The 20,086-nt window shown below is 70.7% G+C and carries 15 protein-coding genes; 8 read left to right on the forward strand and 7 right to left on the reverse strand.

Going from position 1 to position 20,086, the window contains the following annotated elements; all coding sequences use genetic code 11:
• The first annotated feature begins 13 nt into the window (after positions 1 to 13).
• The 5 genes from gyrA to EFJ44_RS08220 all read left to right on the forward strand — a co-directional run bounded on the left by gyrA (position 14) and on the right by EFJ44_RS08220 (position 5,930).
• Positions 14 to 2,830, forward strand: a complete 2,817-nt coding sequence (gene gyrA / locus EFJ44_RS08200; RefSeq protein WP_125256698.1) for a DNA gyrase subunit A — start codon at positions 14 to 16, stop codon at positions 2,828 to 2,830.
• A 14-nt stretch (positions 2,831 to 2,844) separates the two neighbouring features.
• A complete protein-coding gene (locus tag EFJ44_RS08205; protein WP_241209734.1) occupies positions 2,845 to 3,624 on the forward strand; it encodes an aminotransferase class IV in 780 nt (259 codons plus the stop codon).
• 79 nt (positions 3,625 to 3,703) lie between these two features.
• Positions 3,704 to 4,186, forward strand: coding sequence for a pantetheine-phosphate adenylyltransferase (gene coaD, locus EFJ44_RS08210; RefSeq protein ID WP_125256700.1), 483 nt, complete (start codon positions 3,704 to 3,706; stop codon positions 4,184 to 4,186).
• A 2-nt stretch (positions 4,187 to 4,188) separates the two neighbouring features.
• Entirely contained in the window at positions 4,189 to 5,022 is an 834-nt protein-coding gene (locus EFJ44_RS08215; protein ID WP_125256701.1) for a peptidylprolyl isomerase, read from the forward strand.
• A complete protein-coding gene (locus EFJ44_RS08220; protein WP_241209720.1) occupies positions 5,019 to 5,930 on the forward strand; it encodes a peptidylprolyl isomerase in 912 nt (303 codons plus the stop codon). The genes EFJ44_RS08215 and EFJ44_RS08220 overlap by 4 nt, the downstream gene beginning before the upstream one ends.
• On the opposite strand, the gene EFJ44_RS08225 is transcribed toward EFJ44_RS08220, so the two are convergent.
• Entirely contained in the window at positions 5,888 to 7,003 is a 1,116-nt protein-coding gene (locus EFJ44_RS08225; protein WP_125256702.1) for a Ppx/GppA phosphatase family protein, read from the reverse strand. The genes EFJ44_RS08220 and EFJ44_RS08225 overlap by 43 nt on opposite strands.
• Positions 7,004 to 7,148: 145 nt before the next feature.
• Between EFJ44_RS08225 and hspQ the strand changes: the two genes are divergently transcribed.
• Positions 7,149 to 7,454: a heat shock protein HspQ gene (gene hspQ / locus EFJ44_RS08230; protein WP_125256703.1), complete on the forward strand. Its 306-nt coding sequence runs from the start codon at positions 7,149 to 7,151 to the stop codon at positions 7,452 to 7,454.
• A 75-nt stretch (positions 7,455 to 7,529) separates the two neighbouring features.
• Positions 7,530 to 8,405, forward strand: coding sequence for a phenylalanine 4-monooxygenase (phhA, locus tag EFJ44_RS08235; protein WP_125256704.1), 876 nt, complete (start codon positions 7,530 to 7,532; stop codon positions 8,403 to 8,405).
• Here the strand turns inward: phhA and astB are convergent.
• Genes astB through EFJ44_RS08255 form a run of 4 tightly spaced genes read right to left on the reverse strand, consistent with a single transcriptional unit; the run spans position 8,402 to position 13,425 of the window.
• Positions 8,402 to 9,739, reverse strand: coding sequence for an N-succinylarginine dihydrolase (astB, locus tag EFJ44_RS08240; RefSeq protein WP_125256843.1), 1,338 nt, complete (start codon positions 9,737 to 9,739; stop codon positions 8,402 to 8,404). The two genes, phhA and astB, sit on opposite strands and share 4 nt — an antisense overlap.
• Positions 9,739 to 11,157 carry a succinylglutamate-semialdehyde dehydrogenase gene (astD, locus tag EFJ44_RS08245; protein WP_125256705.1) on the reverse strand — a complete coding sequence of 473 codons (1,419 nt, stop codon included), beginning with the start codon at positions 11,155 to 11,157 and terminating at the stop codon, positions 9,739 to 9,741. Before astD ends, astB begins: the two co-directional genes overlap by 1 nt.
• A gap of 4 nt (positions 11,158 to 11,161) precedes the next feature.
• Positions 11,162 to 12,169, reverse strand: coding sequence for an arginine N-succinyltransferase (locus tag EFJ44_RS08250; protein WP_125256706.1), 1,008 nt, complete (start codon positions 12,167 to 12,169; stop codon positions 11,162 to 11,164).
• 5 nt (positions 12,170 to 12,174) lie between these two features.
• Positions 12,175 to 13,425: a hydrolase gene (locus EFJ44_RS08255; RefSeq protein WP_125256707.1), complete on the reverse strand. Its 1,251-nt coding sequence runs from the start codon at positions 13,423 to 13,425 to the stop codon at positions 12,175 to 12,177.
• 104 nt (positions 13,426 to 13,529) lie between these two features.
• On the opposite strand from EFJ44_RS08255, the gene EFJ44_RS08260 reads away from it, so the two are divergent.
• Positions 13,530 to 14,051 carry a hypothetical protein gene (locus EFJ44_RS08260; RefSeq protein WP_125256708.1) on the forward strand — a complete coding sequence of 174 codons (522 nt, stop codon included), beginning with the start codon at positions 13,530 to 13,532 and terminating at the stop codon, positions 14,049 to 14,051.
• A gap of 1 nt (position 14,052) precedes the next feature.
• Here the strand turns inward: EFJ44_RS08260 and EFJ44_RS08265 are convergent, their stop codons facing one another.
• Both EFJ44_RS08265 and EFJ44_RS08270 read right to left on the reverse strand, forming a co-directional pair.
• The gene (locus tag EFJ44_RS08265; RefSeq protein WP_125256709.1) at positions 14,053 to 18,294 is read right to left on the reverse strand and encodes a translocation/assembly module TamB domain-containing protein; all 4,242 of its coding nucleotides are present in this window, start codon (positions 18,292 to 18,294) and stop codon (positions 14,053 to 14,055) included.
• Positions 18,294 to 20,072, reverse strand: coding sequence for an autotransporter assembly complex protein TamA (locus EFJ44_RS08270; RefSeq protein ID WP_338142281.1), 1,779 nt, complete (start codon positions 20,070 to 20,072; stop codon positions 18,294 to 18,296). The genes EFJ44_RS08265 and EFJ44_RS08270 overlap by 1 nt, the downstream gene beginning before the upstream one ends.
• Positions 20,073 to 20,086: the final 14 nt, after the last annotated feature.

Below are 20,086 nucleotides of genomic sequence, written 5' to 3' on the forward strand. Positions count from 1 at the left end.
GAAAGCCTTATGAATGCTAGAAACCGGGGGCGCGGAACACGTTCCGATTCCGCCGGACGAAAGCCCGAATTCCTTGACCGACATCACCCCTGAGAACGGCGCCCCCCGTGGCGGCGACGTGGCCTCCATCACCATCGAAGACGAACTGCGCAAGTCGTATCTCGACTATGCGATGAGCGTCATCGTCAGCCGCGCCCTGCCGGACGCGCGCGACGGCCTCAAGCCGGTGCATCGTCGCATCCTCTACTCGATGCACGATCTGAACATGTCGCCGGACCGCGCCTATTCGAAATGCGCCCGCGTGGTCGGCGACGTGCTGGGTCGTTTCCACCCGCACGGCGACGCGTCGGTCTACATGGCGCTGGTGCGCATGGCGCAGCCGTTCTCGATGGGGCTTATGCTGGTCGACGGCCAGGGCAATTTCGGCTCGGTCGACGGCGATATGCCGGCCTCGATGCGATACACCGAGTGCCGCATGGCCTCGGCGGCGACGGCCCTGATGGCCGACATCGACAAGGACACGGTCGACTTCCAGCCGAACTACGACGAGAAGGAACTGGAGCCGGCCGTCCTGCCGACCCGGATCCCCAACCTGCTGGTCAACGGCGCTGGCGGCATTGCCGTCGGCATGGCGACGAACATCCCGCCGCACAATCTGGGCGAAGTCGTCGACGCCTGCCTGGCCCTTCTGGACGATCCCGGCATCGGCGACGAGGCCCTGCTGGACATCGTGCCCGGCCCCGACTTCCCGACTGGCGGCGAGATCATGGGCCGGACCGCGCCCCGCGTCGCGCTGCGCGACGGCCGCGGCTCGGTGGTCGTGCGCGGCAAGGCCTCGATCGAGACCATCCGCAAGGACCGCGAGGCCATCGTGGTCACCGAACTGCCCTATCAGGTCAACAAGCAGAGCCTGATCGAGCGGATCGCCGAACTGGTCCGCGAGAAGAAGATCGAGGGCGTCTCCGACGTCCGCGACGAGTCCGACCGCCATGGCATGCGCATGGTGATCGAGCTGAAGCGCGACGCTTCAGGCGACGTGGTCCTGAACCAGCTGTGGCGCTTCACCGCCATGCAGAGCTCGTTCGGCGTCAACATGCTGGCCCTGAACCACGGCCGGCCCGAACAGATGGGCCTGCGCGCCCTCCTGGAGGCCTTCCTGGAGTTCCGGGAAGAGGTCGTCGTCCGCCGCATCAAGTTCGAACTGGCCAAGGCCCGCGACCGCGGCCACGTCCTGGTCGGTCTGGCCGTCGCCGTGGCCAACATCGACGAGGTCATCCACATCATCCGCTCCTCGGCCGATCCGTCCGAGGCGCGCGAGCGGCTCCAGGCCAAGTCCTGGCCCGTGGGCGACATGATCGCCCTGGTCGAGCTGATCGCGGATCCCCGCTCCATGCTGATCGACGGCGACAAGCTGAACCTGACCGACGAACAGGCCCGCGCCATCCTGGCCCTGACCCTGTCGCGCCTGACCGGCCTCGGCCGCGACGACATCTTCGGCGAGGCGCGCGAGCTGGCCGGCACGATCCAGGGCCACCTGACCCTGCTCAGCGACCGCGCCAACATCCTCGGCGTCATCCGCGAGGAGCTTGAGGAAGTGAAGGCGAAGTTCGCCGTCCCCCGCCGCACCCTGATCGGGGAAGGCGACGGCGAGATGGAAGACGAGGACCTGATCCCGCGCGAGGACATGGTCGTCACCGTCACCCATGGCGGCTACGTCAAGCGCGTGGCGCTGAACGCCTACCGGACCCAGCACCGCGGCGGGAAGGGCCGCAGCGGCGTGGCGATGAAGGAGGACGACGCCGTCGTCGGCGTCTTCTCCGCCTCGACGCACACCCCGGTGCTGTTCTTTGCCACCAACGGAAAGGCCTACAAGCTGAAGACCTGGCGCCTGCCGCTGGGCAATCCCCAGTCGCGCGGCAAGGCCTTCGTCAACCTGCTGCCGATCGAGCCGGGCGACACCATCATGAACGTCCTGCCGATCCCCGAAGACGAGGCGGCGTGGGCCGATCTGGACATCATGTTCGCGACGAGATCCGGCGACGTCCGCCGCAACAAGCTGTCGGACTTCGCCAGCGTGAACCGCGCGGGCAAGATCGCCATGAAGCTGGAGGACGGGGACACCATGGTCGGCGTCGGCCTGTGCACCGCCGACGACGACGTCCTGCTGACCACGGCGCTGGGCCAGGCGATCCGCTTCAAGGCCGACGACGTCCGGGTCTTCAAGGGCCGCGACTCCACCGGCGTGCGTGGCGTGCGTCTGGCCGAGGGCGACGAGGTCATCTCCATGGCCATCCTCGGCCGGGTCGATGCAACGCCCGAAGAGCGCGCCGCCTACGTCAAACATTCCAACGCGATGCGCCGCGCGGCGAATGGAGAAGGCGAAGAGGAGTCGGCCGTGGAGCAGGACGAGGAGGCGGTCGCCGACGCCGTCCTGTCGGTCGAGCGCATCGCCCAGCTGGGCGCCGCCGAGCAGTTCATCCTGACCGTCACCGAAACCGGGTTCGGCAAGCGCTCTTCGGCCTATGAGTACCGCCGCACCGGCCGCGGCGGCAAAGGTCTGACCGCCCACGGCCTCGGCGGCCGCGCCGGCAATCGCCTGGCCGCCGCCTTCCCGGTGGAGGAGAGCGACGACCTGCTGCTGGTCACCTCGGGCGGCCAGATGATCCGCACCCGGATGGACCAGGTCCGGATCGTCGGCCGCGCCAGCCAGGGCGTCACGATCTTCCGCACCGCGGAAGGCGAGAAGGTCGTCTCGGTCGAGCGTCTGCCGGACTCCGGCGGGGACGACGGCGGGGTCGACGCCGGTGAAGTGGGGGAGGGGGAGGGCTGACGCCCGCCCTCTTCATCGACGGCGCGCCTGCGACGGCCGTCGATCTCGCGCATCCTGCTCTCGTCAACCACGGCGCCTACACCTCCTTCCGTGCGCAGAACGGCGCGGTGCGGGGACTGAACCTCCACCTCGCCCGGCTGGAGGCCGCCTCGGTCGAACTGTTCGGCGAACCGGTCGGCGAGGATCGCCTTCGTGACCTGATGCGCGCCGCGCTGGCGGACCGCACCGACGCGTTCATGCGCGTCAGTCTGTTCTCTCCGGAAATCACGCACCGCGCCGTGAGCTGGACAGGCCGTCCCCGCGTCATGATCGGCGTCTTCGACCCGCCCGCGCCGCTGGGCGCCGACCTGCGGGTCATGCCGGCGCCCTACATCCGCGAAGTCCCCCATCTCAAGCACGTCGCCACCTTCGGCCTGATCCGCGCGCGCCGCGCCGCCGTTCGGGCGGGCTTCGACGACGCGCTCTTCACCGACTTTGACCTCCGCGTCCTGGAGGGCACGCTCTGGAACGTCGGATTCGTCGCCGGCGGCCAGGTCGTCTGGCCGGAGGGACCGAAGCTGGAAGGGGTGACCCAGGCGCTGATCGCGGCAGGCCTGTCCTCGGTGGGACTGACGACGTCCGACCGGTCGGTGCGTCTCACCGATCTGGCCGACTTCGATCACGCCTTCCTCTGCAACAGCGCGACACCGGCGGCGTCCATCGTCGCCGTCGGGGAGCACGACTTCCCGCCGAACCCCCAACTCATCGCGCGACTGACCGCGGCCTGGGCTTTCGCGCCGGAGCAGGAGATCTGACGGGCGATCATCATTTTCCCGGCGTGACCGGGACCCGCGAGGCCTGCTAGACCAAGGTGGAGCGGCAAAGGGGAACCGCATGCGCATCGGGCTCTATCCCGGCACCTTCGATCCGATCACCAACGGCCATCTGGACATCATCGGCCGGGCGGTGAAGCTGGTCGACCGGCTGGTCATCGGCATCGCCCGCAACGACGACAAGGGGCCGCTGTTCACCACGGACGAGCGCGTCGCCATGGTCCGCGCCGAGGTCGCCCGCTTCGCGGACGTCGTCGAGGTGCGGCCCTTCGACAGCCTGCTGATGCATTTCGCCGAGGAGCTGCACGCCACCGTCATCGTGCGCGGCCTGCGAGCCGTCGCCGACTTCGAGTACGAGTTCCAGATGACCGCGATGAACCAGCGCCTCAATGACGACATCGAGACCGTCTTCCTGATGGCCGATCCGCGTCACCAGGCCATCGCCAGCCGGCTGGTCAAGGAGATCGCCCGTCTGGACGGCGCGATCGACAGTTTCGTCAGCCCCGGCGTCGCCGCCGCCGTCCGGGCCAAGGTCAAGGGATGAGAATGAAGTTCGCCGCCTGCTTCGCCGCCGTCGCGGCCCTGTTCGCCGGTTCGGCGTCGGCACAGGACGTCTGGCGCACGGTCGATCCCGCCAATCTGCTGGTCATCGACACCGTCCACGGGCGCATCCTGGTGGAGATGGAGCCCCGCATGGCCCCGAACCACGTCGAGCGGGTGCGGACGTTGGCCGATCAGGGCTTCTACGACGGCGTGCCCTTTCACCGCGTCATTCCGGGCTTCATGGCCCAGACCGGCGATCCGACGGGCACCGGTGCGGGCGGCAGCGACCTGCCGGACGTCAAGGCCGAGTTCGCCTTCCGGCGCGGCGCCGAGGACGGGTTCGTCGCGGTGCCGAACGCGGGGGCTGGTCTGGTCGGCCTGATGGGGTCGATGCCCGTCTCCAGCCAGCCGGACGCCCAGATGATGTTCACCGTCGACAAGAAGACCCCCGCGCACGGATTGTTCTGTCCGGCGACGGTCGGCATGGCGCGGTCCGGGCCGATCGACAGCGCCAACAGCCAGTTTTACCTGATGACCGGCCGGAACGACCGACTCAACGGCGCCTACACCCCTTTCGGTCGCGTGCTTCAGGGCATGGACGCCGTCCGGGCCATCAAGGCGGGCGAGGACGCCCAGGACGGCGCCGTGCGGGGCGAGCCGGACCGCATGACCCGCGTGCGTACCGCGGAGGCGATGCCGGCCGGCGACCGGCCTACGGTTCGCGTCATGGACCCGTCCAGCCCGACCTATCAGGCGTCGATCGAGACCACGCGCACCGCGCGCGGCGGCTCCTTCAATGTCTGTGACCTGATGCCCGTGGTGGAGGTGACGCCGTGAAGAGACTGATCGCGTTGACCATTTCCGTCGCCTTCTCGGCGATCGCCGGCTCGGCCACGGCACAGGACCCCCGTCTCGGGGCCACGCCCGGATCGACGGGAATGGCCATGGACGAGGCAGGCTGGCGTCGCGTGGCGCCGGAGAACCTCCTCCTGATCGACACCAGCAAGGGTCGGATCATCCTCGAACTGACGCCCGAGGCCGCGCCCCTGCACGTCGAGCGGATCCGGCTGCTGTCGCGGCTCGGCGTTTACGACGGTCTCGTCTGGCACCGGGTCATCGACTGGTTCATGGCCCAGACCGGCGATCCGCTCGGCACCGGCGAGGGGCAGAGCGCCTGGCCCGACCTGATCGGCGAGTTCACCTTCCGGCGCGGGACTGACCTGCCGTTCGCTCCCGTCGCCGCTCCAACCGGCGCGGTGCTGGGGTTCATGAACAGCCTGCCCGTCCAGACCCAGCCGGATGGTCTGATGTCCGGCACCTCGGACGGCAAGGTTCACGCCTGGGGCCTCTATTGCCCCGGGGTCGCGGGCATGGCGCGCGACGAGGATCCGGACACGGCCAACAGCCAGTTCTTCATCATGCGGCAGGCCTATCCGTCGCTGGACAAGCGCTACACCATCTGGGGCATGACGCTGGAGGGGCTGGACGTCGTCCGCGCGCTGAAGGCCGGCACCGACCCGTCCGGCGTGGTGACCGAGCCGGATCGAATGATCCGCGCCCGCGTCGTCGCCGACCTTCCCGAAGCCGAACGGCCGGTGGTCCACGTCATGCGGGCCGACAACCCGGCCTTCGGAGGCATGGTCTCGCAGATGCGGGCTGATCGGGGCGCGGACTTCTCGATCTGCGACCTGAGCCTGCCGGTTCAGGTTTCGCCGCCGCCCCCGCCCGCGCCGCCGCCGGCCTGACCGCCGCCGCGTCGGCGGCGTCGGCGTCGCGACCGGCCGCCCTGCCGGTCTTCCCTCATGCGCTGCAGAAGCAGACCTTCGCGCAGGCCGCGATCGGCCACGCGCACCCGCTCGCTGGGCCAGCCCCGCTGCACCGCCTCCAGGATCGCGGCGCCCGCCATCACCAGGTCGGCGCGCTCCTGCCCGATGCAACTGTCCGCGGCCCGACCCCGGGGTCCCAGATGCAGCAGCTTTCTCGCCGCGGCGGCGCAGTCGCTCCGCGTCATCCACAGCCCGTCGACCTGGTCCCGGCGGTACCGTCTCAGCCCCAGATGCACGCCCGCCAGGCTGGTGATGGCGCCTGAGGTTCCGACCAGATGCCCCCGTCCGTCATGGAACGCCGCCGTCAGGTCGTCCGGACAGTCCGCCGCTTCCAGCGCCCGGGCCATGGTTGCGACCATCGCCTCGAACCAGTCGGTCAGCCCGTCCTCCGGCTCCGGATGGGCCTCGGCCAGGGTCACCACCCCGACCGGCGCGCTCATCCACGCCACCGTCGTGAAGCCGCGGCCGTCTCCCCGCATCCACGACAGTTCGGTCGAACCCCCGCCGACGTCGATCACCAGAGCCGCCTCGTGCCGCGCGTCCAGCAGGTTGCGGCACCCCTCGACCGACAGGGCCGCCTCTTCCTCCGGTCCGATGATCCGCAGCTTCAGCCCGGTGCCCGTGCGCACCCGCTCCACGAACTCGGCGCCGTTGGCCGCCTGACGGCAGGCCTGCGTCGCCACTGCGCTGATCCGCGCGCCTTCGATCCCCCGTCGCGCCAGTCGTTCGGCGCACTGGTCCAGCGCGTCATAGGCCCGGTCCATGGCGGCGTCGTCGAGACGCCCGCTGCGCGACACGCCCTCGCCCAGCCGCACGATCCGGCTGAAGCTGTCCACCACGCGGAAACCCTCGCGCGCCGGGCGGGCGATCAGCAGACGACAGTTGTTGGTCCCGAGGTCGAGCGCGCCGTACAGGGGCGCTTCCCGACCGCCGCCGTCACGGCGTTGGGACCGGGCGTCGCGCCGCGCGGGCGCGCCGTCGATCTCCGGCATGGCCGAACTTTCTTTGGGCGGTCCGAAAGCGACCCCCGTCGCCGACGACGATAGCGCGGCGAACCGTCCGCGCAATGCCGAGCCTGTCAGGAAGATGAACGGCGCGCTCGGGTCCGGCTCAGAAGCGCGACCGTATCTTGTGCGCATGACCCAGGTTCCCACAGCTCGCTTTCGCCTTGGCCAGGCCGTCCGGCACCGCGATCACGCCTTCGCCGGCGTCGTTGTGGACGTGGACGCCGCCTACGCCGGCGTCCCGGCGGACGTCGGCCATGTCGAAGCGGCCCAGCCGTTCTACCGCGTCCTCGCCACCGGCGAGGAGGGTGGCTTCGTCGCCTATGCGGCAGAGGACGTTCTCGCTCCGGCGGGCGTCGACGCCATCGACCTTCCGGCCGGATGGCTGCGCAAGGACGCTTCCGGTCGCATGACCCCGGCCGCGCACCGACTGCACTGACGCTGGCGTCCGCGTCGTCTCGCGCCTAGGTTCCGCCCGACGCGCCGCAAGAGCGCGAAGGCAGGAGATCGTCCCATGTCCGACTTCGAACACGTCTTCGACAAGCCGCCCGAGGGCGCCGCCGAGGACTGGACGATTCCCCAGAACTGGGGCGCCTACACCCCGGTCGAGCACGAGACGTGGAACACTCTCTACGCGCGGCAAATGAGGATTCTGCCCGGCCGCGCGGCCGACGTCTTCCTGAAGGGGCTGGACGCGCTGGACCTGAACACCGGCGGCATCCCCGACTTCGAGGTCATGAATCCCAAGCTTCAGGCCCTGACTGGCTGGACCGTGGTCTGCGTCCCCGGCCTGGTGCCCGATGAGGTCTTCTTCGACCATCTGGCCAACCGGCGCTTCCCGTCGGGCCAGTTCATCCGCAAGCCGGATCAGCTGGACTATCTGCAGGAGCCGGACATCTTCCACGACGTCTTCGGCCACGTGCCGATGCTGACGGACCCGGACTTCGCCGACTACATGGAGGCCTACGGCAAGGGCGGCCAGCGCGCGGCGTCTCTGGGCATGCTGCCCAACCTGGCGCGCCTGTATTGGTACACCGTCGAGTTCGGCCTGATGCAGGACCCTGGCGGCCTGCGCATCTACGGCGCCGGCATCGTCTCGTCGGCCACCGAGAGCGTCTTCTCTCTGGAAGACCCGTCGCCCAACCGCATCGGCTTCGATCTGGAGCGGGTCATGCGCACCCTCTACCGCATCGACGACTTCCAGCAGGTCTATTTCGTCATCGATTCGATCGAGCGCCTGAAGCGCGAGACCCTGCAGGACTTCGGCCCGATCTATGCCCGGCTCAAGGACGCCGAGACGATCCCCATCGACGCCGTGCTGGAGCACGACGAGGTCTTCACCCACGGCACCCAGGCCTATGCCGCGCGGGGCGGACGCTTCGCGGCCTAGGCGCGCTGGAAGGGGTAGAAGTCCGACCCCAGCCGAAGGATGCCGGTGAGCTCCTCCAGCGCCGCACGGCTCTCGTTCAGCAGGTCGGGATCGGCCAGGTCGCGCGCCACCAGCTCGTCGCGGTAGTGCCGCTCGGCCCAGATCGTCAGCCGGTCGTGCAGCTCCGGCGTCAGCCGCATCGCCGGATTGGTCGCCGCCAGCTCCGCATCCGTCATCACGACGCGCAGGCGCAGGCAGGCGGGGCCGCCGCCGTTGCGCATGGACTGGCGCACGTCGACGAACCGGACCTCTCCGATCGGACCGTTGGAGGCGACCAGCCGCTCCGTGACCGCACGGCTGCGCGCATTCTCCTGCGTCTCCGTCGGGCAGATCAGCGTCAGCCGGTTGTGCCCCGGAACCTGGATCAGCATGGAGTTGAACAGATAGCTGGCGATGGCGTCGCCCAGCGGCAGGTCGGCGTTCGAGACCTCGACGAACACCGGCTCGAACCGGCCGTCGGCGGCGCGGCGGATGGCCTCGTGCGTCGCGGCCGTGTCCTCGAACGCCAGCTCGTGGTGGAACAGCACGTTCAGCGCGCCGACGCAGACCACGTCGTTATGGAAGGTGCCGCCGGCGATGGCGTCGCGCGACTGCCGCGCCAGCACCGCGCCGGTCGCCCCGTGCCGCCGCATGACGGCGTCGGAGGCCTCGCGGGTCTGCCGGGCCGGAAACAGGCCGGTCCAGCCCTCCCAGGCTTCGCGCCCCCAGACCATCAGGTTGACGCCCGGCGCGCCGTGCTCGGCGCACAGGCGCACGTGGTTGGCGGCGCCCTCGTCAGCCAGATGGGCGACGGGCGGCAGGGCGTCGTGAACGGCGAACCGGTCCGGATCGGGAAACAGGGCGTCCAGCGCCCGCGTCGTCTGCCGGTGCTCCAGCGAGCGGTGCAGGTTGGTCACCAGATTGGCCGGGGTGAAGTGCACCCGACCGTCGGCGCTGTCCGCGCTGGGCGTCACCGTCGCGGCGTTGGCGGCCCACATGGCCGAGGCGGAGCAGGCGGCGGCGGCGAAGGCGGGGGCGTCGCGCCACGCGTCCGCCAGAACCGTCGCGTCCGAGCCGACGAAGCCCAGCGACCTGAGAAACGCGATGTCCGGCCGCTCCTGCGGCGGCAGCACGAACTGCGGGAGGCCCAGATCGGCCAGCAGCCGCATCTTCTGCAGCCCCTGCAGCACCGCCGCCTTCGGATTGGACGCCAGTCCCCGGTTCTTGCCTGACGCCAGATTTCCCGGCGACAGCCCCGCATAGGAGTGCGTCGGCCCGATCAGCCCGTCGGCATTGGCCTCGACGGCGGGAGGGATCACGCCCGCAGCCCCTTCATCTCGCCCTCGATGTTCCGGACCTCGCCGGCCTCGAAGCTGGCCACCGGATAGGCGCAGTAGTCGGCGGCGTAGTACGCGCTGGGCCGGTGATTGCCGCTGGCGCCGAGCCCCCCGAACGGCATGTCGCCCGCCGCGCCGGTGGTCGGGCGGTTGAAGTTCACGACGCCGGCGCGGATGCGGGTGATGAACCGGTCCCACTTCGCCGGATCGTCGCTCACCAGCCCGGCGGACAGGCCGTACTTCGTCCGGTTCGCCGCCGCGATCGCCTCGTCGAACAAGGGCACGCGCTGGACCGACAGGAAGGGGGCGAAGATCTCCTCGTCCGGCACGGCCACATCCGTCACGTCGATCAGCGCCGGCTTCACGAAGGCGTCCGACAGCCCGTCGACCGGGCCCGTGTCGCGGATCACCCGCGCGCCCATGTCGATCCGCGCCTGCAAGGCCTCGCGCGCCTGCGCAGCCGCCCGGGCAGAGATCAGCGGGCCGCCGAACGGCTCGGGCGTCGAATTCCACGGCGCATAGCTCAGCCGGTCCATGATCGCGGCCACGGCCTCGATCACCGCGTCGCCCTTGGGCCCCGCCTCGACGATCAGCCGCCGCGCGCAGGAGCAGCGCTGGCCGGTGGTGACGAAGGCGCTCATGGCCACGATGCCGGCCACGGCCTCGGCGTCCTTGGCGTCCCAGACGACCAGCGGATTGTTGCCGCCCAGCTCCAGCGCCAGGATCACGTGCGGGTTCTCGGCGAACTGGCGCTTGAAGTGCGCGCCCGCCGCGCCCGAGCCGGTGAACATCAGGGCGTCGATGTCCTGGCTCAGCAGGGCCTGCCCCACCTCGCGTCCGCCCTGCACGACGTTGACCACCCCCTCCGGCAGGCCGGCCTCGCGCAGGCACTCCATCATCAGCTGCCCGGTCAGCGGCGCTTCCTCGGACGGCTTGAACACGACCGTGTCGCCCGCCAGCAGCGCCGGCACGATGTGGCCGTTGGGCAGGTGACCGGGGAAGTTGAACGGCCCCAGCACCGCCGCCACGCCGTGCGGCCGGTGTCGCAGGACCGCGCGGCCGAAGCCGGTCGGGGTCTCGCGCTCGCCGGTGCGCTCGTCATAGGCGCGGATGGAGATGTCGACCTTGCCCTGCATGGCCGCCAGCTCGGCGGTGGTCTCCCACAGCGCCTTGCCGGTCTCGCGGCTGATGGCCTCGGCGATCTCCGGCGCCCGCGCCTTCAGCGCCGCCTGGTATCGCTTCAGCGCGTCGATGCGGAACTGCCGCGGCCGGTCGGCCCAGTCGGGAAAGGCGCGTCGCGCCATGACCGCCGCGCGCTCGACCTCGCCGAGGGAAGAAGCGTCACCTTCCCAGACGACGTCGCCGGTCGCGGGGTCGGTGGAGATCAGTCGGGTCATCGGCTCAGCTCTTCACGCGGATCGGGTCGCCGTCCCGCACCTTCAGGGCGGCGGCGGTTTCGGCGTCGATATGGGCATGATCGCCGTCGATCGCCGCCTTCTGCCGCACGGCGCGGAAGCCGGCGACGCTGGCGGTGGAGATCAGGGCCGGCAGTTCGGCGTCCGGCTGATCCACGATCCGCGCCGTCAGCGCGCGCGCGTCGCGCACCGTCCGGATGTCGTCGCGGCGGCAGGTGACGGTGGGGCCCGCGTCGAAGATGTCGACCAGACCGTTCGGCCGGAAGCCCTCGGATTCCAGCAGCGCCATGGCCGGGACGCCCTGCGGGTGCACCTTGCCGATGACGGCTCGCGCGGGCTCCGGCAGCAGCTCGATGTAGATCGGCTCGCGCGGGGCAAGGTCCAGGATGAACTGCTTGTCGGTCGAGCCGGTCATCCGGTCGGCCTCGTCGAACTCCATCGGGAAGAATTTGTGCGCGACATGGTCCCAGAAGGGGCAGGCGCCGTCGGGCGTGAACACGCCGCGCAGCTCTGCCAGCACCGTTTCGGCGAACAGGTCCGGCTGGGCCCCGATCAGCATGTAGCGCGACTGGCTCAGCAGCCGCCCGGCCCCGCCCTTCCTCCGGTCCGCTTTCAGGAACAGCGAGCCGACCTCGGTCCAGCCGGTGCATTCGTTGACCAGCTTCAGCGTCTGGTGTTCCAGCCGCACGCCCAGGCTGGGCGACGACTGGGTCGTGTTCTGCACCCGGAAGCTGAAGAAGGGCCGCTTCAGCCCCACCGTGGCCTTGACCGAGCCCACGCCGTCGACGTCGCCGGTGTCGGTTTCCTCCAGCATCAGCGTGTACCAGGCCTGCTCCTTCGGCACCGCGCCGGCGAAACTGTCGCGGCAGAGGTCCAGTCGCTCCGAGAGCTGGTCCGGATCCTCGGGCAGGCTGGTGAAGCCGGGCCCGGACAGGATGGCCAGCTCCAGCAGGAAGTCGAGGTCGGCGGGGCCGGCGGGGCGGACGACGAGCATGCGGGTTACGCGGTCTCCAGACGAATGCGTTTCAGGCGGGCGGCGTCGATCTCTCCGGAAGCGACGCGGCACAGGATCAGGGCGCTGAGCCGCGCGCGCTCGGCGAAGCTGTCCGGCCAGGCGAACTCCTGGTCCGAATGGATGTCCCCGCCGACGACACCCAGGGTGTCGACGTTGGGCAGGCCCGCGGCATGCAGGTTGTTGCCCTCGCACACCCCGCCCGAAGGCTTCCACGCGATCGTCTGACCCAGCAGGGCGCCGGTCGCCCGCACCGCCTCGAACAGCTCGGTCTGGGCCGCGTCCATCGGCTTCGGCGCCCGGGTCATGCCGCCGTGCAGATGCAGGCTGAGGCCGGGCAGGGGAGGGGCGCCCGCGATCTCGCCCACCGCGTCGGTCACCCAGGCGGCGGACTGGCTGTCCGGGACGCGGACGTTGAACCGCACCACCGCCCGGTCGGCCACGACGTTCAGCGCGCCGCCGCCGCTGATTTTGGCGACGTTGACGGTCACCCCTTCCCGCCGCCCATTCAGTTCATGCAGCCGCGCCGCGACGATCGCCGCGCCGGCGACCGCATTGGCCCCCTCATGGAAGGCCCGGCCGGCGTGGGCGGCCTTGCCATGGACCACCAGATGGAAGTTTCCGCTGCCCTTCCGCGCGCCGGCCAACGTGCCGTCCGGCAGCGACGGCTCATAAGTCAGGCCCAGGTGTCCCCGGGCGCCCAGTTCCGCCAGCAATGGGGCCGAGCCCGGCGAGCCGATCTCCTCGTCCGGCGACAGCAGCACGGTCCAGCCGACGCCGTCGCGCGCGGGGTGGCTCTCGAACGCCTCCAGCGCCCCCAGCATCACCGAGATGCCGCCCTTCATGTCGGCGATGCCGGGCCCGTTCAGGGCGCCGTCGGCGCGCCGCGCCACGGATTGGAACGGCGACGCGGCGGGAAAGACCGTGTCGTAATGGCCGGTCAGCACGATCTGGATCGGCGCCCCGGGTCTGCAGGTCAGCTTCAGCGCGGGCGCATGCGGCCGCACCGTCACTTCGCCCTGCTCGCCGACGGTGACCGAATCGGCCGTCGCCACGCGCTCGACGGCGCAGGGCAGTCGGGTGGCCTCCGCTTCCAGCAGGTCCAGCATCCGCGCCAGCCCCGGCGCATTGCCGCTGCCGGAATTGACCTCCGCCCAGCCGACGGCCCGATCCACCAGTCGGCCGACGTCGGCCGCCACCCGGTCCAGCACCGTCTGTTCGAAGGTCGTGAACGACATGGGGGGGGATTAGCCTTCCCGGCGTCAAAGGTGAAGGCGAAGCCGCTTCGCGCGCGGCGCGACTGGGCGTAGCATCGCCGGGAATCGCAGGGGGAAACGTGGCGATGGCCCAGTGGATCTATCTGATCAACCCGCTCGTCCCGTTGCGGGGAGAGGCGGAGGCGAGGACGGCCGCAGGCGCCTCCACGCTCGCCCTCGTGATTTCCGGGGCCATGTCGGCGGTCGGCTCGGCGCTCATGAGCCAACATGTCGACGCCATGCGCATGGCGGCCTCGGAGGAGGCGCGCCGGTTCGCGGAGCAGTCGCCCCAGACCTCGGCCATCCTCCAGGGGATGGTCGAGAACGGCATGGTCGAGATGGGCGTCGTCATCGTCGCCGCCTGGGCCGTCATCCAGGTCATTCTGGCGGCGTGGCACTGGCGTCGGCGGGGCAGCTTCATCCCGATCGTCTTCCTCGTCCTGCTCGTCTACCGGTTGGGCGACCGGTTGCTGGAGTTGGCGCTCAATCCTGGCGACGCCAACGCCTGGACGTTGATCGGCGTGCCCCTACTGGCCCTCTGCGTCCTGCTGCACGCCGTGACGCTCAGGGGCATCTCCCGCATGGGACAGCTGCGGCGCGAAGCCTGACCTAGTCCGCGCCGCGCTCGCGGTTCGGGCGCCGGTCACGTCGATCGTCGGTACGCCCGCTCTCGCGCCGCCAGCGGATGGACAGGCTGGCCTCGCCCTGACCGCCGAACTTCGACTGGACCGCCAGGTTCCGGCGCGGCTGCCACTCCACGCTCACCGCGGCCCCGCCTTCGCCGCCGCCGATGATCTCCAGATAGACGTCGTCCGAGATGTAGCGGCCGCCGGCCACCGTCAGGCCCGAGGCCTCGGCTCCGAAGGAGAGGCGATCAAGACCGGCGAGTTCGCGAAGGTTGCCGAACACGTCGAATCCGCCCCCGCCGGCCAGAGACGCGACGCCGGAGGCCAGCTGCGCAGCCTCGACCGGCGACAGCTGGGACGCGGACCGCCCGAACAGGACCTGCGAAAGGATCTCGTCCTGCGGCAAGGCGGGCGCCGAGGTCAGGGTGATGTCGGGTCGCGCCGCCGTGCCGGTCACGCGGATGGTGGCCGTAAGGGCCGGGTCGTCGCGCGTCGCGGCCAGGTTGAGCCGGATTTGCGACGGGTCGGTCGAAAGGACGACGCGGCCGTCCTCGTCGAACACGAAGCGCTTGCCGGCGAACTCGTAGTCGCCGCGAACCACGCGCGCCACCCCGGTCAGGATCGGCCGGTTCACCGTGCCGCGCACCTCGGCATTGACGTTCAGCTCCACGTTCAGGCCCCGTCCCACCACGCGCACGTCCCCGCCGGGCGAGCGGATCTGGATGGCCAGACCGATCTGCGGGCCGGCGGGCGCGCGCTCCGCCTCGTCGTCGTCGGGAACGCCGCCGGGTCGGTTAACCTCGACGACGTCCATCTGCACGATGCCGTTGGATCCGGGCAGATTGGGCTCGATCCGCGCTTCATCCACGTCCAGCCGGCCGGCCAGGGTGATGTTGCCGTCGGTCCGCCGCTCCACCGTGAGAGGGCCGGAGGCGCGCGCGTTGGCCAGGTCGTTGTCGATGACGCGGAAGTTCGCGAGCTGCAGCCGGAAGCTCGAGGCGCTGCCCTGTCGCAGACCCAGCCGGCCGTCGCCGGACACGGTCCCGCCGTCGCCGTCGGACGCGGCGAAGGTCTCGATCAGGGCCGTCTCGTCGTCGAACCGCACGGCCAGGCCGAGGTCTTCGAGCCTCAGTCCGGAGGAACTGTCCCGGAACGCGCCCCTGGACAGATCCATCCGGCCGTTCAATCGCAGCTCGTTCAGGCTGCCGCCGAGTTGCGCCCGAGCCTGGACCTGACCCGACAGGGATCTCTGCCCGCCGAGGAACAGATCCCAGATCGGCCGGATCTCGCCCTGGGCCGAGACCTCGCCCGACAGGGGCCTGGTACGGTCGATGGCCAGCCGCAGCGGCGCGGCCGACGACACGACGGGAAGGGTCACGTCGGCGGAAGCTTCCACCGCCCCCTCGTCGCGTGCCTGGGCAACCAGGCGCAGGCGGTCGTCGACCAGGGTCGCGTTCAGCACGCCATCCACCGACACGTCGCGCGGCGCGTCGACGCTCCGGACGCCCTGGAGGCTCAACTGGGCCGAGCCGTTCAGTTCCGCGCCTGCGCCTCGAAGCGAAACCGTGCCGGTCGCCCGTCCGCGCAGATCTGCGACCAGCGACCCCAGTTCCACGCTGGTCAGGTCGGCTTGGATGAAGGTCGCGCGGGCGTCGGATCTGTACTCGCCGATCAACACGCCGCCGCCCACTGCCACGTCGGCGCGGATCACCCGGCCGTCGTCGGCCATGGCGAAGACCAGCGGTCTGCGCGTCGAGAAGGCGATCTCCCGCACACGCCCGTCGCCGTTCAGCGTGACGGTCTGCGCGCCGCCGGTGCGGGCATAGACGCCCTCGCCCGTGAACTGGAGCGGGGTCCCGCCGCCGACGTCCACGGCGGCGGTGAAGGGCAGGTTCGACAGCGAGCCTGCGCCCTGCAGTTCCAGCGTCCGGATCGACAGGTTCGAGCCGGCGAAGGTCACGTTGCGCCCGCTGACGTTCAGAACGGCGCTTTCAGAGGCGTCGCCGTCGGTGAGGCGCACCCGGCCGTTCAGCGTTCCCGAGCGCAGGAAGGCGCCGGGCCGGGCGGCGAAGGTCAGGTCGGCGCTGGACGGGAAGCCCCGCGACAGGGTGACGTCTCCCTGCGCGGTCACGCCGCCGGCGTTCAGATCCAGACCGGTCAGTCGCGTCCGGTTCCGGGCCAGGCTGAAGGCCGCCACGGCGCGGGCGGATCCGTAGGGCGAGCCTGCGGTCACCGCGATCCGGCCGTCGGTCTCGTTCGGCCCCTTGGCGAAGGTCAGGATCATCCGCGCCTCGCTGAGCTCCAGCGCGCCGATCTCGACGCGCTCGAAGGCGGCGCGCAGGTCCGCCCGTGGCTGGGCGAAGGTGCCGGTCAGGCCTCCGTCGCCGCGCATGGCGCCGGCGATCTCCACCGGACCGACCCCGAACGGACCCTCGGCCTGCCAGTCGAGGGCCAGCCGCATCGAGCCGTCGAAGCCGATGATCCCCTTGGTCGTCGCCGAACCCTCGGCGCCGGTCAGGGCCGCCGCGTCGATCAGGACGCGGTTGCCGTCAAGAATTCCGGTCGCCTGCAGCCGCGGCTGCGGCCCCAGCAGCCGGTCCACCTCGCCGACGCCCGTGGACAGACGCCGCCCGCGTCCGTCGAACGATATGCGCCACTGACCGCCCACGCTGGGGGCCGTGGCCGTGAGCGGACCCCCGAAGGCGCCGGCGCCGCCGGGGCGGATGCGGCCCACGTCGGTTATCTCCGCCCGGCCGCGGAAGGCCAGGGCGCCGGCGATGGTGCGAGAGCCTTGCCCCTCGACCCTCACGCCCTCGCCGGTGAGGTCCAGGCTTCGCAGGAGCACCGCCCCGTCCGAATCGCGCGTCGCCGACAGCTCGACGTAGGCCGAACGGCCCAGAAGCCCGCCCACCAACCCGGCGTTCGTGCCGCCGGTGGCGCTCAGCCTGCCGTCGAGGTCGATCTTGCCTCCGGTCACCCTCAGCTGCACCGGACCCGCCAGCCGCGCGGCGCGCCAGCTCGCCAGATCGGCGTTCAGCACGCTCATCTGGCCGTCGAACGTCCACTCGTCGGGCTCGCCGGAATAGCGTCCCAGCAAGGCCGCGCCTCCGCCCATCGAGGTCCCGGTCAGTCGCGCCAGGTTCGGCGTCGTCACGCGCAGATCCAGCCCGTCGGGCACGGACTGATCGCTCAGCTTCAGATAGCCGCGCGCCTGCGTCTGGATGTTGTCGGCGCGGAAGTCCCAGGCCACGCCGTGGAAGCCTTCCCGGTCGCGGTCCGGAACGCTGGCGACGCCGAACCGCGCCGTCCGGCCGAGGCGTTGCGCGAAGGGGGCGAGCAGATCCGACCGGCCGAAATCGACGTAGCCCGACATCTTCGAGCCGTCCTCGCCGAACCGGCCCTGAATGCGCAGAGGAACGAACGTGCCCGATCGCACGCGGGCGTCGACGACCGACCCCGTGACCACCGCCACGGCGCTGAAGGCTTCGTCGGGCGAATAGCCCATGGCCCCGGCCAGCGGCCCCCCGCGCGCCTCCTCGGCGCGCAGGTTCAGGCGCAGGTCGGACAGCTTGTTTCCCAGCGTGAAGCGGGCGTTCAGGAAGTCGCCGGGCCGCGACAGGCTGACGGCGGCCAGCGTGCCCTCCTTGGGTCCGACGCGGGGCACGGCGGCGTTGCCCGACAGGCGCCAGAGGCCGTATTCCTTGCTGAATCCCTCCAGCAGCTCGACCTCGGCACGGAAGGCGTCGACGTCGACGTCCAGCGGCAGGGCGCGGGGCGGGTCGGTCGACGGCTCCACCTCCGGTCGCCGCAACAGACGGATGCGCTCCGCGCTCATCTCGTCGGCGTGAAAGCGCCGGGTGATCAGCGGCAGATAGCTCCAGTCGACGCGGACTTCCGTGGCCTCCAGCCACACGCCTCGCCGATCGGTGATGGTCACCCGGCCGATGGTGAAGTCGTCGAACAGGTCGCCCCGCACGTCATAGACGTTGATGCGTCCGTACCGGCCGATCTTCTTGCCGGCGACGAAGCTCGTCACGAGCTCCCGTCCGGGACCCGACAGCAGATACAGACGCCCGCCGACCAGAGCGACGATCAGCAGCGCCACGAGTGCGGCCAGCCCCATGCCGCCGAAGAAGGCGATGGCCTGCAGCCGCGTGCGCTTCTTCTTTTCCTCCACGACGGCGGGAGGATCTTCGGCCTCAGGCGTTTCGGGCGCGTCGACCATCAGAAGGCCTGGCCGATGCTGACGTAGATCTGGAAGCTCGCGTCGCCGTCGCGCCGGTCCAGCGGGAAGGCGATGTCCGCGCGGATCGGCCCGAACGGCAGGTCATAGCGAACGCCGATGCCGGCGCCGAAACGAACGTCGTTGAAGTCGGGGTACTCCTGAAAGCCGACGGCCCCGGCGTCGACGAAGACCGCCACGCCCAGCGCCCCCCGCAGCTTGTGCCGGGCCTCGATCGAGCTTTCGAACAGGGAGATGCCTCCACGCGGCGTGTTGTCCGGCAGGCGCGGACCCACGCCCTGATAGCTGTAGCCCCGCACCGAGCCGCCGCCGCCGGAATAGAACAGCCGGTCCGACGGAACGGTCAGCTCGTCCCCGCCGAGAATGGAGCCGAGGCGCACGCGTCCCGCCAGCACCGTCCGGGCGTCGTCCTGGATCGGCAGATAGGCGCTGACCTGGGCCTCTGCCCGCACGAACAGGACCGTGTCCTCGCCCGCCACGGCGGTCGGCTGGGCGGAGACGAACAGCCGCCAGCCGCGCGTGGGATCCAGCGGGTCGTTCGACGCGTCGGTGTACGCGCTGCCGCGTCCGGTCAGGATGACCAGATCCCGGTCGAAGCTGATCGGTAGCTGGGTCGCCGGGTCGAAGCGGTTCTCCTTGTACTGCCCCGCGTCGAGACCGATCCCGTAGGTGAAGTAGGAGGTCCGGCCGATGCGCTGGCGCAGGTCGGCCGAGGCGGTCAGGGCCGTGCGGACGTAGGCGTCGGTGTCTTCGTTCACCAGCGCGCCGGACAGCGTGAGGGTCCGCCCGGGGCGCCGCCAATGCGGCAGACTCAGATCGGCGCCGATACGGCTGTCGATGTCGGCGATCCGCGCCTGATACCGCAGCGTGTCGGCCCGGCCGAAGCGGTTGTGATGCGTCCAGATCGCATCGACGCCCGCGCCTTCGCCGGTCGAGATGGTCGCGCCGACCTCAAGAATGCGGCGGGGCCGGTCCGTCAGGGTCACGATGACCGGTCGGTCGCCGCCCGCCGTGACCTGTTCGGCGGGCGCCAGCGCCACGCCCACGCCGTCATAGACCCCGGTCTCCAGCAGCCGGCGCTCCAGCTCGGCCACCTGCTCCGGATCGTAGACGTCGCCTTCCTCCCACGGCCGAAGATAGTCGACCCAGTCCGCGTTGGTCCGACCGCGCGTCTCAAGCCGCACGCCGTTCAGCGTCACCAGCGGGCCGGCGTCGATGCGGTATTCGGGCTCGACCGTGAGGCTGGCGTGATCGACGACCACCCGACGCGGCGTGGCTCTTGCGTCGGCGTGACCCCGACGGCTGAGGGCCGCCACAAGCCGACCTTCCGCGGCGATGACGTCGATGGCGCGGCCCGGATCGCCGGTGGTGAGGTCCAGTTCGCTCCGTGCCGCCTGATCGATCTCGGGCGACGGCACCTCGTCGGTCCAGGTGACGGTGGGCGTGGCGAGGAGGAAGCGCGGACCGATCACCACGACCACGACGGCGACGGGCGCCTCCTCGCCCACCACCTCGTCCTGCACCGTGGCCTGGTAATAGCCTTCGGAGCGCAGAAGGGCGGTGGCGTCCTCCGCCGCGGCGCGCGCGCGACGGCGGGCCTCGAAACGGTTCGACGGCGGGCCGTCCGACTCCCCGACGGCCTGAACCAGCTGGGCCCGCAGTTCGTCCGGCATCTCGCCGCGGATTTCGGCGGTGGGGTCGGCCCAAGCCACGGCGGCGCCGGCGGCCCAGGCCGCCAGACCCAGGCCGAGTCTCTGCACGAGGGATTTCAAGC

Origin of the sequence: Brevundimonas fluminis, from assembly GCF_003934285.1 — a bacterium.
Classification (GTDB): domain Bacteria; phylum Pseudomonadota; class Alphaproteobacteria; order Caulobacterales; family Caulobacteraceae; genus Brevundimonas; species Brevundimonas fluminis.

Bases quoted from the DNA above. Each gene is read 5' to 3' on its own strand.
- coaD (WP_125256700.1), top strand. From the start codon at position 3,704: ATGCGCATCGGGCTCTATCCCGGCACCTTCGATCCGATCACCAACGGC.
- EFJ44_RS08225 (WP_125256702.1), bottom strand. From the start codon at position 7,003: ATGCCGGAGATCGACGGCGCGCCCGCGCGGCGCGACGCCCGGTCCCAA.
- EFJ44_RS08265 (WP_125256709.1), bottom strand. From the start codon at position 18,294: ATGGTCGACGCGCCCGAAACGCCTGAGGCCGAAGATCCTCCCGCCGTC.
- EFJ44_RS08215 (WP_125256701.1), top strand. From the start codon at position 4,189: ATGAAGTTCGCCGCCTGCTTCGCCGCCGTCGCGGCCCTGTTCGCCGGT.
- EFJ44_RS08255 (WP_125256707.1), bottom strand. From the start codon at position 13,425: ATGTCGTTCACGACCTTCGAACAGACGGTGCTGGACCGGGTGGCGGCC.
- EFJ44_RS08260 (WP_125256708.1), top strand. From the start codon at position 13,530: ATGGCCCAGTGGATCTATCTGATCAACCCGCTCGTCCCGTTGCGGGGA.
- phhA (WP_125256704.1), top strand. From the start codon at position 7,530: ATGTCCGACTTCGAACACGTCTTCGACAAGCCGCCCGAGGGCGCCGCC.
- hspQ (WP_125256703.1), top strand. From the start codon at position 7,149: ATGACCCAGGTTCCCACAGCTCGCTTTCGCCTTGGCCAGGCCGTCCGG.
- astD (WP_125256705.1), bottom strand. From the start codon at position 11,157: ATGACCCGACTGATCTCCACCGACCCCGCGACCGGCGACGTCGTCTGG.
- gyrA (WP_125256698.1), top strand. From the start codon at position 14: ATGCTAGAAACCGGGGGCGCGGAACACGTTCCGATTCCGCCGGACGAA.
- EFJ44_RS08250 (WP_125256706.1), bottom strand. From the start codon at position 12,169: ATGCTCGTCGTCCGCCCCGCCGGCCCCGCCGACCTCGACTTCCTGCTG.